The 14,667-nt window shown below is 31.0% G+C and carries 14 protein-coding genes and 1 tRNA gene; 5 read left to right on the top strand and 10 right to left on the bottom strand.

Annotated elements, in window-relative coordinates; genetic code table 11:
* Positions 1-2 precede the first annotated feature (2 nt).
* The 7 genes from HA140_RS09225 to mazG all read right to left on the bottom strand — a co-directional run bounded on the left by HA140_RS09225 (position 3) and on the right by mazG (position 7,985).
* Positions 3-674 carry a 7-carboxy-7-deazaguanine synthase QueE gene (locus tag HA140_RS09225; protein ID WP_209040792.1) on the bottom strand — a complete coding sequence of 224 codons (672 nt, stop codon included), beginning with the start codon at positions 672-674 and terminating at the stop codon, positions 3-5.
* 24 nt (positions 675-698) lie between these two features.
* On the bottom strand, positions 699-2,309 hold the full coding sequence (locus HA140_RS09220; RefSeq protein WP_209040791.1) for a CTP synthase: 1,611 nt from the start codon (positions 2,307-2,309) through the stop codon (positions 699-701).
* A gap of 75 nt (positions 2,310-2,384) precedes the next feature.
* The gene (aspS, locus tag HA140_RS09215; protein ID WP_209040790.1) at positions 2,385-4,181 is read right to left on the bottom strand and encodes an aspartate--tRNA ligase; all 1,797 of its coding nucleotides are present in this window, start codon (positions 4,179-4,181) and stop codon (positions 2,385-2,387) included.
* Positions 4,182-4,236: 55 nt separating this feature from the next.
* Positions 4,237-5,349 carry a glycine cleavage system aminomethyltransferase GcvT gene (gene gcvT / locus HA140_RS09210; RefSeq protein ID WP_209040789.1) on the bottom strand — a complete coding sequence of 371 codons (1,113 nt, stop codon included), beginning with the start codon at positions 5,347-5,349 and terminating at the stop codon, positions 4,237-4,239.
* 50 nt (positions 5,350-5,399) lie between these two features.
* On the bottom strand, positions 5,400-6,281 hold the full coding sequence (gene speB, locus HA140_RS09205; protein WP_209040788.1) for an agmatinase: 882 nt from the start codon (positions 6,279-6,281) through the stop codon (positions 5,400-5,402).
* Between the two features lies 1 nt (position 6,282).
* Complete coding sequence (speE, locus tag HA140_RS09200; RefSeq protein WP_209040787.1) at positions 6,283-7,134, bottom strand: polyamine aminopropyltransferase; 852 nt, start codon at positions 7,132-7,134, stop codon at positions 6,283-6,285.
* Positions 7,131-7,985, bottom strand: coding sequence for a nucleoside triphosphate pyrophosphohydrolase (gene mazG, locus HA140_RS09195; protein ID WP_209040786.1), 855 nt, complete (start codon positions 7,983-7,985; stop codon positions 7,131-7,133). The genes speE and mazG overlap by 4 nt, the downstream gene beginning before the upstream one ends.
* 98 nt (positions 7,986-8,083) lie before the next feature.
* Here mazG and HA140_RS09190 point away from each other — a divergent pair.
* The 4 genes from HA140_RS09190 (at position 8,084) to HA140_RS09175 (ending at position 11,965) form a co-directional block, all read left to right on the top strand.
* Positions 8,084-8,155: transfer RNA gene (locus HA140_RS09190), tRNA-Val, on the top strand.
* A complete protein-coding gene (locus tag HA140_RS09185) occupies positions 8,126-8,512 on the top strand; it encodes an AIR synthase (protein WP_072013173.1) in 387 nt (128 codons plus the stop codon). The genes HA140_RS09190 and HA140_RS09185 overlap by 30 nt, the downstream gene beginning before the upstream one ends.
* Positions 8,513-8,609: 97 nt before the next feature.
* Entirely contained in the window at positions 8,610-11,366 is a 2,757-nt protein-coding gene (locus tag HA140_RS09180) for a valine--tRNA ligase (protein WP_209040785.1), read from the top strand.
* Between the two features lie 2 nt (positions 11,367-11,368).
* The gene (locus tag HA140_RS09175) at positions 11,369-11,965 is read left to right on the top strand and encodes a TVP38/TMEM64 family protein (protein ID WP_209040784.1); all 597 of its coding nucleotides are present in this window, start codon (positions 11,369-11,371) and stop codon (positions 11,963-11,965) included.
* Between the two features lie 4 nt (positions 11,966-11,969).
* On the opposite strand, the gene HA140_RS09170 is transcribed toward HA140_RS09175, so the two are convergent.
* From HA140_RS09170 to HA140_RS09160, 3 genes are all read right to left on the bottom strand, one after another.
* A complete protein-coding gene (locus HA140_RS09170; protein ID WP_209040783.1) occupies positions 11,970-12,122 on the bottom strand; it encodes a hypothetical protein in 153 nt (50 codons plus the stop codon).
* Between the two features lie 117 nt (positions 12,123-12,239).
* Positions 12,240-13,553: an RNA ligase family protein gene (locus HA140_RS09165; RefSeq protein WP_209040837.1), complete on the bottom strand. Its 1,314-nt coding sequence runs from the start codon at positions 13,551-13,553 to the stop codon at positions 12,240-12,242.
* A gap of 23 nt (positions 13,554-13,576) precedes the next feature.
* Positions 13,577-13,996, bottom strand: coding sequence for a hypothetical protein (locus HA140_RS09160; protein WP_011377313.1), 420 nt, complete (start codon positions 13,994-13,996; stop codon positions 13,577-13,579).
* 85 nt (positions 13,997-14,081) lie between these two features.
* Between HA140_RS09160 and HA140_RS09155 the strand changes: the two genes are divergently transcribed.
* Positions 14,082-14,609, top strand: coding sequence for a SprT family zinc-dependent metalloprotease (locus HA140_RS09155; RefSeq protein WP_209040782.1), 528 nt, complete (start codon positions 14,082-14,084; stop codon positions 14,607-14,609).
* Positions 14,610-14,667: the final 58 nt, after the last annotated feature.

Genomic DNA, 14,667 nt, shown 5'->3' with positions numbered 1-14,667 from the left:
TTTCAATTAATTTTTAAGTATTTGTGAGTTTGAAGGCTCAAGTTCCAATCTGGATTTTTTTTTACAAAATCAATAGCAAGAGAAAACCCATTCGCATTGTTCCATGCTGGCTGTAAATAAAAAATTTTATCTTCTTTTTTTAAGCCATCTTCGCTATTAGAGAGTTGATATTGTTTTAAAGTTTCTTTTTTTATTTGAATAGCAAATTCAATATCTTCTAATTCATTTATGATTATTTTGATTTCATTACATTTTTTTAAAAAATAATTTTTTGGAGGTGAGTGTCTTTTAGGAGATAAAGTAATCCAGTCATAGCTTCCTGATATCGAATTAACTCCACTTGTCTCAATATGAATCTTCATTGGCTTTTGTTCTTCTCCCATCGTCATTTTTTTTATGGCTTTGCAAAAATTATCCAAGTTATGTTGTAAAGGTTCTCCACCGGTAATAACGCAAAAAGATGCTCCTTTTTCTCTGGCAATTTTTATGTCATCTATTATTTTTTCAATTGATATAGAAGGGTGTTTTTTCTCGTCCCATGAATTCTTGGTATCGCACCAGGAACATCCAACTTTACATCCTGCTAATCTTACAAAAAAAGCACTTTTTCCAGCGTGATAACCTTCACCTTGTAATGAATGAAATTGTTCGACTAGGGGTAAAAAATTTGTCATTTTCATTCAAAAAAATAAAGAATATTAATTTGATTGAGTTAATTTATCTTGAGAGGCTTGTATTAAACCTTTAAATAAAGGATGTGGTTTACCAGGTCGTGATAAAAACTCAGGATGATATTGACATGCTAAGAAGTATGGATGATTTTCTAACTCAATTAATTCAACCAATCTGCCATCTGGTGATGTACCACTAATTTTGTATCCAGAATCTAAAAAACTTTGTTTGTAGTAATTATTAAATTCGTATCTATGTCGATGTCTCTCATAAATAACATCTTCATTATATAAGTTTTTTCCAGTTGTATTTTTTGTCAATCTACATGGATAAACTCCAAGTCTCATTGTCCCACCTAAATCAACTACATCTTCCTGTTCTGGTAATAAATGTATAACTGGATTTGGAGTGTTTGGGTCTAGTTCTGAGCTAGATGCATCTGGAAGATTAGCTAGATTCCTTGCCCATTCTATGACTGCACATTGCATACCAAGGCACAAACCTAAAAAGGGAATTTTATTTTCTCTTGCAAATTTTATAGCCGAAATTTTTCCATTGACTCCTCTATTTCCAAATCCCCCAGGTACCACAATTGCATCAACTTCATTTAAGTAAGTTTCTGCTGAATTTTTTTCTATCATTTCAGCACTTACCCAATGTAAATCTAATAAAGCCTTTTGTTCAATGCATGCATGTCTTAAAGCTTCAACAACGGATAAATATGCATCTCCAAGTTCAATATATTTACCTACTAAAGCAACTTTGATTGGAGCTCCAGGATTTCTTAGGTTGTGAATAAGTTGCTCCCAATTTTTCAAATCACATTTTTTATTTTCAAGGTCTAAATACTTCAGGGTTTCTTTGCATAAACCTTCTTTTTTTAAAGAAAGAGGCACAGAATAAATACTGTCTGCGTCTAAAGCTTCAATTACAGAGTCGATACTGACACCGCAAAAACCACTAAGCTTCTTTTTAAGAGCTTCATTGATAGCTTTATCACTTCGGCATACAAGTAAATCTGGCTGAATTCCAATTGACCTTAATTCTTTCACTGAATGTTGTGTTGGTTTAGTTTTTATTTCGCCAGAGGTTTTGATGTAAGGAAGTAATGTTACGTGTATGTATGCAACATCGTTCCTATTGACATCATTTTTAAATTCTCTTATTGCCTCTAAAAAAGGTAGAGATTCAATATCACCAACTGTTCCACCAATTTCAGTAATTATAATATCTGCATTACTATTGGCGGCTACTCTATGAATTCTTTCTCGTATTTCTCCCGTTATGTGAGGTATTACTTGCACAGTTCCACCGTTATAACTGCCTCTTCTTTCTTTATTGATAACTGCTTGATAGATAGATCCCGTAGTCACACTATTTAACCTAGTCATTGCAGTATCAGTAAATCTTTCATAGTGACCTAAATCTAGATCGGTTTCAGCCCCATCTTCGGTTACAAATACTTCTCCATGCTGGAAAGGGCTCATTGTTCCTGGATCAACATTTAGATATGGATCTAGTTTTAATATTGAAACACTATATCCTCTAGATTTTAATAATCTTCCTAAGCTTGCAGCTACAATTCCTTTACCAATGCTAGAAACTACTCCTCCAGTGACAAATACAAATTTTGACATTAAATATTTTTAATTAAGCACAGCCTCCTTATATTTTATTTAAACAAAAAATTTTTAGAACATCCATATATATTCTTATTCATCAATTGTTATTTCAATATCTAATTCTTTTAATTGTGATTCAGAGACATTTGAAGGTGCATTTGTGAGAAGACATTTTGCTTGTTGATTTTTTGGAAAAGCAATGGTTTCTCTGATTGAATCTGCACCAATGATCAGCATGGTAATACGATCCAATCCAAACGCTATTCCACCATGAGGAGGAGCACCCATTTCTAAAGCTTCTATTAAAAATCCAAATTTTTCATCAATCTCTTTGTCAGTGAGTCCAACCGTTTTCAGAACCTCTCTTTGTAAGTTTGCTTCATGAATACGTAAAGAGCCACCTCCTAACTCCAAGCCATTGAGAACTAAGTCATAAGCATTTGCGGTAGAGTTCTCAATTTCTTTTTTCAAGTTTTCAGAATCTTTGGATTTTATATTTTTTGGAGAACAAAAAGGATGATGTAAAGCTTCATATCTATTTTCATCTTCATTTCTCTCAAACATCGGGAAGTCAGTTACCCATAAGAAATTCCATTTACTTTTATCAATAAGATGTAAGTCTTTTGCGATATATTGTCTAACCCTATCTAATGACTGATTGACAATTTGTTTATCTCCAGCTCCTAAGAGGATTAAGTCTCCATCTTTTGCTTCTGTGATTTTTAAAATATCAGCTATATGCTCTTCACTTAAATTATTTTTAATTGCCCCAATAGTCTCAAGCTCATCTCCTTTGACCCTTATAAAGGCCAAACCACCAGCTCCTGCATCTTGAGCTACTTGGAAGATGTCACCTCCTGGTTTAATTCTTACGTTGCTAATACTTGAATTGCCTCCTTTGACTGTTATGGATTTTATATAACCTCCAGACTTAATTGCCTTGGTGAAAATATTAAATCCAATATCACCTAATACTCTTCCTAAATCTTTTAATAACATTTGATATCTAGTATCTGGTCTATCAGTGCCGTAATTATCCATTGCTGCCTGCCATGACATTCTTGGAAAAGCATTATTTAAATTAATATTTAAAACTTCTTTCCATATTTTTTTTATGAGACTTTCATTAAAAGAAATTATTTCTTCTTCACTAATAAAGCTCATCTCAATATCTAATTGAGTAAACTCTGGCTGTCTATCTGCCCTTAAGTCTTCATCACGGAAACATTTTGCGATTTGATAATACTTATCTAAGCCCCCAACCATTAAAAGTTGTTTAAATAGTTGTGGAGATTGAGGTAAAGCAAAAAATTCTCCATTTGAAAGACGTGCAGGAACAAGAAAATCGCGAGCGCCTTCAGGAGTTGACTTTGTAAGTAATGGGGTCTCTACTTCTGTAAATCCAAAATTATCAAGATATTCTCTAGCAACTTTAATAATCTTATGTCTTGTTTTTAAATTTTCTAGTAATTTTCCCCTTCTTAAATCAAGGTATCTATATTTTAATCTGAGTTCCTCTTTTGTATTTTCATAATCATGTATAGACACGGGAAAAGGTAAGTTGTTTTTAATTTGGTTGAGAACTTGCAAATCTTTAACCTTAAGCTCCAACTCTCCAGTACTTAAATTTGTATTTATGGAATCTTTGGGCCTTTCATTAATAATTCCGCTAACCATTATTACTGTTTCATTTCTTAGAGTTTCTGCTTGTTTAAATAGATCTGCACCATCATCAGGGTTAATTGTTATTTGTAGGAATCCACTATGGTCTCTTAAATCAATAAAAATTACACCACCATGATCTCTTCTTCTATCTACCCATCCGCACAAATTAACTAATTTACCAATATCTGTATTATTGAGTTCTTTGCAAATTTTGTTTCTCATCTAAGTATGATTTATTTATCAATAACTTATAATAATTCTTTAAGGGTAAATTTAGTTAATAATTTTTTTTATAAAACGCTCTCTTTGTTATTACCCCTTTGAATTTTTTGCCTCTTATTAATATTTGAACTTCATTACTTATTAAGGCATGTGAAGTATTGATGTATGCAAAAGCTATAGCTTGTTGTTTAGTTGGAGACCAACTCCCGCTTGTGATAGTCCCAATATTTTCTTCACCTTTAAAAACTGCGCAACCTTTTCTTCCTATCGCTTTACCTTCTATAGAGAGACCAACTAACTTTTTTTGAATACCTAATCTTGACTGCTCTTCAAGAAATTTTCTTCCAAAGAATTCGTGATTATTTTCTAGATGTACTAGCCAGCCTAAACCTGCTTCATATGGAGAAGTTTTTTCATTTATGTCTTGACCATAAAGATGCATGCCTGCTTCAAGTCTAAGCGTATCTCTAGCTCCTAAACCACAAGGGGCAACATTTTTGGAAATTGAGAAATCCCATAAATTAATTGCAGCTTTTTTAGATAAAAGTATTTCTAGACCATTTTCCCCCGTATAACCTGTCTTTGAAAAGAAAATTTTTTCTTTTGGCGAAATATGTTCAAAAATTTTATATTCGCATCCAAAGTTAGGGATATGTGAGATCGAAGATTCAATCCATTCTTCAAATAAATCGAATGAGTTTTTTCCCTGTAGTGCTAAAAGTACTTTGTCTTTTTTAAAGTTTGTTATCGAAATTTCATACATATTTAAATTATTTTTTATCCACTGAAAATCTACTTCATATCTACTTGCATTAACTATTAATAATAATTCTGATATGTCATTTTCTTGTATACCAAGGTCATAAATTATTAAGTCATCTATTATTCCGCCTTTATCATTGAGCATTACTGTATAAAGTCCCTGACCTTCAGAAAAGGAGTATAAATTAGTAGGAAAAAGTTTTTGAATATAATCCTTTGGATTGATTCCCTTTATAGAAATAACACCCATGTGAGAAATATCAAATAATCCTGCTGAAGATCTAACTGATTCATGCTCTTTAATTAATCCTGAAAATGATATGGGCATTTCCCAACCTACAAAATCCACTAATTTTGCATTGGATTCAACATATTTTGAATAAAGAGGACTTTTTAGCAAATCCATGAGATATTTAGTTTTTATTGAGTATTTTTACACTGTAGTTTAGAAATTTTTTATTGCATATTTTTTAATGACAAAATTAAGCTTCTAAGTACTTTGGCTGCAACTATGCTGCTCACTCCGCTTTTATCAATTTCTGGAGATAATTCCACAATATCTGAAGCCACAATTCTAAGGTCTTTTAAAGTGTTCAGTATTTCTTCAAAATCATTCCAAAAAAATCCTCCCGGTTCTGGAGTGCCCGTCCCTGCTAATAAACTGGGATCAAACCAATCTAAATCTATTGTTAAATAGATTGGAGACTTAGCGTATGGCAGAAGAGCTTCTTTTAACTCATGTGCATTTCCGCCTGGATAAAAGTTTACTAATTGGTTGTTGTTATGCATAATTTCAAATTCTTCTTTAGTCCCACTTCTAATTCCTACTTGCAAAACTTTTTTTTCAGGTAGCACTTCTAAGCATCTTTTCATGGTACAAGCATGACTATGTTCATTCCCTATATATGATTCTCTTAAATCTGCATGAGCATCAAGTTGAACCAATATCAAATCTGGATATTTTTTTACTAATGCTTCAATAGCACCTCTTGTAATAGAGTGCTCGCCTCCAAGCATAATAGGAATAAGGCGTTTACTAATTAAATAATTTGTTGCTGATTTAACCGATTCAATAACGGACTTTGAGTCATTTTTATCAATTAGTATTGATCCAAAATCAACATACATAATATCCTCTAAGTCCTTTTTTATTTTTGGACAATATGTTTCTAAACAAGAACTGACTTGTCTTATTGCTTCTGGACCAAATCTTGCTCCTGGTTTAAACGAACATGTCCCGTCATAATTAACTCCAAATATACCAATTGAGCAATTCTCAGGACTTCTTTTTGCTCCCATATAAATTGCATTTTCATTATCAAATAAATTTTTTGTCATCTTATGAATCTAGTTCTTTTACAATTTTATTTGGCATCATTTTGAATGCTGCATTTTGAAAATTTAAATTCCAAATTTCACATCCTTTTTCTATTTTTAGGATTTCATCATAGTTTTGCTTTGATAAATTTAGATTTTTTGAAGAAGCAAATGTCCAACTCCATATCCCGCTTGGATATATAGGCACGAAGGAATACATTGTTTCAGAAACTTTAAATATATTTTTTATTGTTTTCAGAATATTTATGTGAATGTTTTGGAAGGATTCAGGAGATTCGCTTTGGGTTGCTAATATCCCACTTGGTGAAAGTATTCTTTTACATTCTTTATAAAAAGAATCTGAAAATAATAAATTTGAAAATTCTGAGGGATCTGAACAATCTATAAATATAACATCGTAAACATTATCTCTTGTTTTTTTTACCCATTTAACGCCATCATCAACATGAATTTCTAACCTTTTGTCATTCCATGCTTCGCCTCCAATTTCTTTTAGAAATTTTTTAGATATTTTGATTACCTCCTCATCAATTTCTACTAGATCAATTTTTGATATTTGAGAATATTTAACGCATTCTCTTACAGTACCACCGTCACCACCGCCAATAATTAGTACATTAGATTTCTCGTCAATGCTACTTAATGCAGGATGCACAAGACACTCATGATAATATTTCTCGTCTTTTAATGATGTCATCCAGCAGCCATCCAACATTAAAGCTTTACCATAATATTCATTTTCGATAACAATAATTTCTTGATATTTTGAGGTTTTTTTAATTAGGATTTTCCCATTTAGGCCGAATCTTGAGCCTTTATGATATTCATCTATCCATGTTGTAATATTTGTCATTTGCTTTTTGGAATTTTTCCCGCCAGTTTTTGTTTGGCTATTTGCCAAAGCCGTTGAAAGTCTTTAGGAGTTTGTTTTTTAATATTATCTCCTGCATGCTCTTCGACGATTGAAAATCTGTCTAAAAATTTTATATTAGTTTTTTGAAGAGCTGATTCAGGATTAATCTTTAAAAAGTTTGAGAGATTAAGAAGGGTAAAGTAAATATCCCCAAATTCATTTTTTATCTCTGAATCATTTTTACTATTAATTGCTTCCTTTAATTCATTAATCTCTTCTTCTAACTTTTTAAAAATCTCATCAGTACTTTCCCATTTGAAACCATATTCTTTAACAATATTTGTGATTTTATCTGTTCCAACAGTTGGCGGTAAATTTTTAATTTTCAAATTTAAATTTCTACTAATTGAAGATTTCATATGAGTTGCTTCTTTTTCTAAATTTTTTATATTTACCCAAATCTGTTGTGATTTTTTTAATGATACTTTTTCTTTTTTGTTAAAAATATATGGATGTCTATTAATAATTTTCTTGTTTAGATTTTTTATAACATCATTTAGTGTAAATTCTTTTTCTTCGTAACCGATTTCAGCATGAAGCATTATTTGTAGTAAAAGATCTCCTAACTCCTCACATATGTTATCTGCATTTTTTTCATATATCGCATCTATAAATTCATTACTTTCTTCATACAAAAATGGGATCAATGATACATGAGATTGTATTTTTTGCCATGGGCAGCCCCAAGTTTTATCTTTTAATGCTTTGATATTAGATATTAAGATTTTAAAACTATTTATAGTTTCTAAATCAGAATTGTTTTCCAACTTATATCTATTGTTTGAGGACATAGGGTATATCTTATTAATTAAATTTTGCCTCAATCATGAAATATTTAAATACTTAGTATAAATTTTTCAACTTCATCTATTAGAATGATCTATTATAAGGGCGATTAGCTCAGCGGTAGAGCGCCTGCCTTACAAGCAGGATGTCCCTGGTTCGAACCCTGGATCGCCCATTTATTATTTTTCTAATGACTGAGATCGTCAATCTTTCAATCAGTCAAAGTGCTGCTTCAGAACTATCTAGGCAAGCTTCTTTTGGAGGTTCTCCAGGAGAAATGTCGATTGATTTGGTAGAGGATAAAAATTGTTCCGAAGGATGGATGCATATTAAATTAAGGCCAGGTACATGTAATGGATCCCCTATTTCAAGAACTGAAGGAGTAACTTTGTACGCGGATGTAAAAAAGTTTAATTTACTGAAAGATTTAAAATTAGATTATTACGGTGATTTGAGCGGTGGTGGATTTCTTATTTCAACCCCAAAAAATGCAAAACGTTGTTCATGTGGTTCTGGTTTCAAACTTTTGTAGAATGAATGTGTCTTTTTTTGCAAACTAATATTATTTTCAATAATTAGCTGCTCTCAAGATAAAATAAACAAAAAGTTTATTGAAATAAAATTTGAACATGACAGAGATGAATGATCAATTATCTTTAGAGAATTATTCACCTTTTGAAGTAGAGAAAAAGTGGCAAGAAAAATGGGAAAGACTAAAGGCGTTTAGTCCTAACCCTGAGGATGATGGGGAGCCTTTTTGTGTTGTTATTCCACCACCAAATGTAACTGGATCTTTGCATATGGGGCATGCATTTAATACGGCTTTAATAGATGTTGTAGTACGTTTTCAAAGACTTTTAGGTAAGAATGTTTTGTGTTTACCGGGAACTGATCATGCTTCAATAGCTGTTCAAACTATTCTCGAAAAACAATTAAAAAGTGAAGGCAAAACAAGTGAGGATATTGGAAGAGATGAATTTCTTAAAAGAGCATGGAAGTGGAAAGAACAAAGTGGTGGAAGAATAGTTTCTCAATTAAAAAGGATAGGATATTCAGTTGACTGGACTAGAGAAAGATTTACTCTTGATCAAAAATTAAATGAAGCAGTTATTGAGGCTTTTAATATTCTTTATAAAAAGAATTTAATTTATAGAGGCGAATATTTGGTTAATTGGTGCCCTGAATCTCAATCTGCAGTAAGTGATCTTGAAGTTGAAATGCAAGAAGTAAATGGTCATTTATGGCATTTTAAATACCCTTTAATTTCTGAAAGTGGTAAACAGTTAGATAAGTACTTAGAAGTTGCAACAACAAGACCAGAAACTCTTTTGGGTGATACTGCTGTGGCAGTTAATCCTGATGATGATAGATATAAAGAATTTATTGGCGTTAAAGTAAAAGTTCCTTTCGTTGATAGAGAAATACCTGTTATTGCTGATTCACATGTTGATAAAGATTTTGGTACTGGTTGTGTGAAGGTTACTCCAGCCCATGATCCAAATGATTTTGCAATAGGAAAAAGGCATAATTTAAAACAGATTAATGTAATGAACAAAGATGGAACTTTAAATATTAATGCCGGTATTTTTCAAAATTTAGATAGATATGAGGCTAGAAAGAAAATTATCAAAGAATTGGATAACTTAGGCCTTTTGACAAAGATAGAGGATTATAAACATACTGTTCCTTTTTCTGATAGAGGTAAGGTTCCAATTGAACCTTTATTGTCAACACAATGGTTTTTGAAAATGGATGATATATCACAAGGATGTCTTAATGAACTTGATTCTAAAAACCCATCGTTTATTCCTCCACGCTGGGAGAAAGTTTATAAGGATTGGTTAGAGAATATTAATGATTGGTGTATCAGTAGGCAATTGTGGTGGGGGCACCAAATACCAGCCTGGTATGTTTTAGATGAATCTCAAGACTCAATAGAACAAAATACTCCATATATCGTTGCAAGAAATGAAGAAGATGCCTTAATCGAAGCTAATAAAAAATTTGGATTAAATATTAAATTGGTTCGTGATAAAGATGTTTTGGATACATGGTTTTCAAGTGGTTTATGGCCTTTCTCAACCCTTGGTTGGCCAAATATAAATGATCAGGATTTTAAAAAATGGTATCCAAATAGTGTTCTTGTTACTGGTTTCGATATTATTTTCTTCTGGGTGGCAAGAATGACTATGATGGGAAATACTTTTACAAATAATATTCCTTTTAAGGATGTTTATATTCATGGTCTAGTTCGAGATGAAAACAATAAAAAAATGAGTAAAAGTTCAGGTAATGGTATTGATCCAATACTATTAATTGATAAATATGGTTCAGATGCTCTACGATTTGCTTTAATTCGAGAAGTTGCAGGCGCTGGACAAGATATCCGACTTGATTTTGATAGGAAAAAAGATACGTCTTCAACTGTTGAAGCTTCAAGAAATTTTGCGAATAAATTATGGAATGCAACTAAATTTGTGTTAATTAATAAAACTTCTAATAATAATTATTCGCTTAATGAGAGTGATGAAACTTTTTTAGAGTTATGTGATAAGTGGATTTTATCGAAATTGAATCAGGTAAATATAAAAGTCGCTGCTTTGTTGAAAGAATATAAATTGGGAGAATCTGCGAAACTTCTATATGAATTTACGTGGAATGATTTTTGTGACTGGTATGTAGAATTTGCTAAACAAAGGTTTAACAATAAAGAGACTAAAAATAGACAAATATCTGAAAAAGTTTTAATAAAAGTGCTCAATGATATTTTGGTAATGATTCATCCTTTTATGCCGCACATTACTGAGGAACTTTGGCATGTGCTGCAACTAAAACCAGATAATGCATTATTATCTCTTCAAAAATGGCCAATTCACGAAAATAAATTTGTTGATAATAAGCTTGATAATTCCTTTCAGCAACTCTTTGAAATTATTAGGCTGATTAGAAATTTGAGAGCTGAATTAGGTCTTAAGCCATCAGAAAAAGGTCCTGTATATTTAATTTCAGACAATGATGAATTGATTGATTTTTTAAAAATTTTAGTTGATGATATTCGAACCTTAACTAAATCCTCTGAAGTATTTATTTTTAAAAATAATGCTGTTGATAAAAAAGATTTTGCTAAATCTTTTTCCGGGATAATTAGTGATTTAGAGGTTTACTTGCCTTTTCAGGATTTTGTGAATATAGATGCATTAAAGGAAAGGTTAACTAAGGATTTAAAAAAGGTAACTATTGAATTAGAAAATTTAAACAAGAGATTATCTAATAAAAATTTCGTTGATAAGGCTCCAAAAGATATTGTTGAAGAATGCAGATTTAAATTAGATGAGGGTTCGGTACAAAAGGAAAGAATCACTAAAAAACTTGAACTTTTGAATTGAGAATGAATATATTTCTTGAAAATATTTATAATTTGTCTTTTTTTTTTAATACTGGTTTTGGGATTTTTTCGTTTGTTTGTATTTATATTTTAATTGTTTTATTAATACTTCCAGCTTCTTGGTTATCTTTATTATCAGGTTTTTTATATGGCTCATATTTAGGATCAATTATCGTTTTTATTTCCGCTTCCATAGGCGCATCAGTTGCTTTTTTTGTATCAAAAAGTTTTTTTGCAAAAAAGCTAAAAAATCTTTTTAGCCGTTATCCAAAATTAGGTGTTATGGAAAAAGTATTAGAAAAAGGCGGACTTAAATTAATTTTTTTAGCGAGATTATCGCCGATATTTCCCTTCAGTATTCTAAATTATTTTTATGGTTTGAATAATGTTAAATTTAGAGATTTCGCTCTTGGTCTTATTGGAATAATACCTGGAACTTTTCTTTATTGCTCAATAGGTAGTTTGGCAAAAAGCATTCAGGAGTTAAAAAATGTGCAATCACCTAATAATTTATATATTACTACCATTGGAATTATTTCAACTTTTTTAGTTGTATATTTCTCAGCTAAATACTCCAGAGAATATTTTGAAAAATCTTAAGAATTTACTCTTTAATATTCCAATCTCTAATTGATGCAATTAAGATAAACCAGAAAAGCCTTAATTTACCTAGTAAAGTTTTGTTGGCTTCTAATTCGATATATTTTGCCTGTCCACAAGGTGTTTTTATGAAGTTGAAAACTGTTTTCTTTGTCATAAGTCTCTCAAAAAGTCCTGATAATTATTCTTACATTTTATAGCCAAGTTTTTTAATTTTTTTGTTTAAAAACCAAATTATTCTTTGATTACTTTGTTGAATATTATTTTTTAAAATTTAAACTTTTTCTCCATCTTTAAATCCTCTAAAGCATTTAAATCTAGGAAACCTAAGACTAAAAGCCACGGCATCTTTTGACTTGGTTTTTGCATCAGCTCTGATTTCTACAAGTTGACCAACGAGATGATTACGTTTTGACCAATATTCTTCACGTTGGATATCACTAAATCCGCTTCCGCAACTAAGACTGTATTCATACCCATCATCTTTTCCTTCTACCAGGATCGCTCCTAGTCTCCCTTTGTTGCGACCTGTACCTTCCTCAACCGATACAACTTTTAAAGTGACTTCAATGAAAGGTTTCGCTTTTAACCAACTGTGTGTTCTTTTACATTCATACATAGCATCAGGATCTTTAATCATTACTCCTTCATAACCACCTTCCACAGCAGATTTATTCAGCTCTATAAATCTTTTTTGTCCTTCAATAGTGTCGAGATTTACATTTTCCCATTCAAGTGTTTGTATATGTTTTAGAAGCATAGAATGTTTTGCTACCCATTCTTTTACTAATAAACTTCTTTTTGTTTGACTAGTGTTCCATCTCCCTTTTTGAAAGTTTTCAAGTGGACATAAGTCAAATAGGTGGAGAACTGCGTCTTTGGTTTGTTTGCCATCTTTTCTATGGACCTGTTTCATTAAATCTTGAAAGTTAGCGCTCATCACTTCACCATCGAGTACTAAGTCATAAGGCTCTGGGTCTTTTTTTAAGGCGTTTTCTATTTCTGAGATAATATGACCAAAATTATGGAATTGTTTCCCATTACGAGAAAACATTTCTACTTTATTTTGTCTAATAATAGTTAAGACGCGTACACCATCTAATTTGATTTCAATTTGCTTTTTTCCTATCATTTTTTTTTCATGATTTGCACTATCATGAGCTAAAGGACAAGAAAAAATAGGAATAGCATATTTGGGAAATTTCTTTGCTATCTTGTTGATTGTTTTTTCAGATACACCACATCTAAGATCTTTAATTAAAACTCGTCTATAAAAACCATTCCACTCTTCTTTTGTTGCAGATTCCATAGCCGTAAGAATTGCATCGCGAGCAGCGTGACCAGTAAGTTCTCTCTGAATAAGCTTATTGGCTAATTTTCTAAAATCTTCCCATAAAAAATTTTGACTTTTTTCATTCTCTTTCTCAGGGACATTTTTTACACCAAAAGTTACTAATGGATCTAGTGCCATACGTATGCCTTCAAAAAAATCATCTAGACCTTCTTCCATTGCTTCTGAGATGATTTTTTCTTTATCTAATCTACTTGGGTGTAATTCTAATTGATGAATTATTTCTTCTTTAAACAATTCTTTTTGCATCACAAGAATTATTAATTAACTTTAGCTATTCTGTCTATTTTCCAATCATTGTTAGTTTTTGCAAAAGTAAAATCTAATGGGAGCTCATCTTGTTTGTCTTCTGATTTTAAATTCAAAGTTATTATGATTTGATCTTCTTGGACTCTAGGTCTTCCTGATTTTAGATTTCTGTATTTATTGAGGTTTAAACTAGCTAAAAATTTAAGAAAGTCTTGTCGCTTTACGTGAGTTTTATAAGTTTTTGTAGTTAAACCATAAGCTGCATCAATTCTGCCAGCAGCTATTTGATCGAAAAACTTTCTTACTAATGGATTAATTCCTCTGGCACTTATAACTAATTTGACTGCATTAAAAGTCCAAAAAGAAACTAATACAGCTCCGCCAACTAATAATGCTTTAATTCCGATATCTTTGACTAGTGTTGCATCCATGTTAATTTGTGTTTTTTATTACTTTAAGAAAAGAAATCGTTTTTGATGGCTTTTTTTGTCAAAATAATACTAATTTTAATCCATAATGCCTGTAATTCCCCTCTTACCCTTATTTCATAGATTTAATAGCCAATATTTTGAAAATTCTTTAACGGTTAATAATCACCCTTTAGTAAAAGTTAGATGGAGTGATAATAGATTAAAAACTACTGCTGGTTTTTATAAAAGAAAACGTATTAATGGTTTTATAGATTCTGAAATTATCTTATCAAAACCTATCTTGAGTAAATTATCCACTAGTGCAATAAACAGTACTTTATGTCATGAAATGATTCATGCATGGGTAGATAGGATATTAATGAAAAATGAGATACATGGTCCAAATTTCTTAGAAAAGATGCATGAAATTAATTCAAAAGAGAAGAATTTTCAAATTGCTGTTAGGCACTCATTTCCTATAGAAAGGAGAGAATTAAAATATATAGGAACTTGTCAAAATTGTGGTGAGAAATTTTTTTATAGAAAAAGAATACAGAATATAGCCTGTAAAAAATGTTGTGTAAATTTCTTTAATGGATCTTGGAATAAAAAGTGTTTAATTTTGTTTGATTAGAAATAATTAGATGTGTTTTTGTTTCTATCTTTGGAATTATTTATTTTTTTAATGTAAT

It is taken from the genome of Prochlorococcus marinus CUG1417 (assembly GCF_017695975.1).
In the GTDB taxonomy this organism is placed as follows: domain Bacteria; phylum Cyanobacteriota; class Cyanobacteriia; order PCC-6307; family Cyanobiaceae; genus Prochlorococcus_A; species Prochlorococcus_A marinus_AG.
This window is presented reverse-complemented; position numbering and strand designations above follow the sequence as displayed.

Bases quoted from the DNA above. Each gene is read 5' to 3' on its own strand.
- HA140_RS09155 (WP_209040782.1), top strand. From the start codon at position 14,082: ATGCCTGTAATTCCCCTCTTACCCTTATTTCATAGATTTAATAGCCAA.
- HA140_RS09225 (WP_209040792.1), bottom strand. From the start codon at position 674: ATGACAAATTTTTTACCCCTAGTCGAACAATTTCATTCATTACAAGGT.
- speB (WP_209040788.1), bottom strand. From the start codon at position 6,281: ATGACAAAAAATTTATTTGATAATGAAAATGCAATTTATATGGGAGCA.
- HA140_RS09175 (WP_209040784.1), top strand. From the start codon at position 11,369: ATGAATATATTTCTTGAAAATATTTATAATTTGTCTTTTTTTTTTAAT.
- gcvT (WP_209040789.1), bottom strand. From the start codon at position 5,349: ATGGATTTGCTAAAAAGTCCTCTTTATTCAAAATATGTTGAATCCAAT.
- HA140_RS09160 (WP_011377313.1), bottom strand. From the start codon at position 13,996: ATGGATGCAACACTAGTCAAAGATATCGGAATTAAAGCATTATTAGTT.
- HA140_RS09185 (WP_072013173.1), top strand. From the start codon at position 8,126: ATGTCCCTGGTTCGAACCCTGGATCGCCCATTTATTATTTTTCTAATG.
- HA140_RS09220 (WP_209040791.1), bottom strand. From the start codon at position 2,309: ATGTCAAAATTTGTATTTGTCACTGGAGGAGTAGTTTCTAGCATTGGT.
- mazG (WP_209040786.1), bottom strand. From the start codon at position 7,985: ATGTCCTCAAACAATAGATATAAGTTGGAAAACAATTCTGATTTAGAA.
- HA140_RS09180 (WP_209040785.1), top strand. From the start codon at position 8,610: ATGACAGAGATGAATGATCAATTATCTTTAGAGAATTATTCACCTTTT.
- aspS (WP_209040790.1), bottom strand. From the start codon at position 4,181: ATGAGAAACAAAATTTGCAAAGAACTCAATAATACAGATATTGGTAAA.
- speE (WP_209040787.1), bottom strand. From the start codon at position 7,134: ATGACAAATATTACAACATGGATAGATGAATATCATAAAGGCTCAAGA.
- HA140_RS09170 (WP_209040783.1), bottom strand. From the start codon at position 12,122: ATGACAAAGAAAACAGTTTTCAACTTCATAAAAACACCTTGTGGACAG.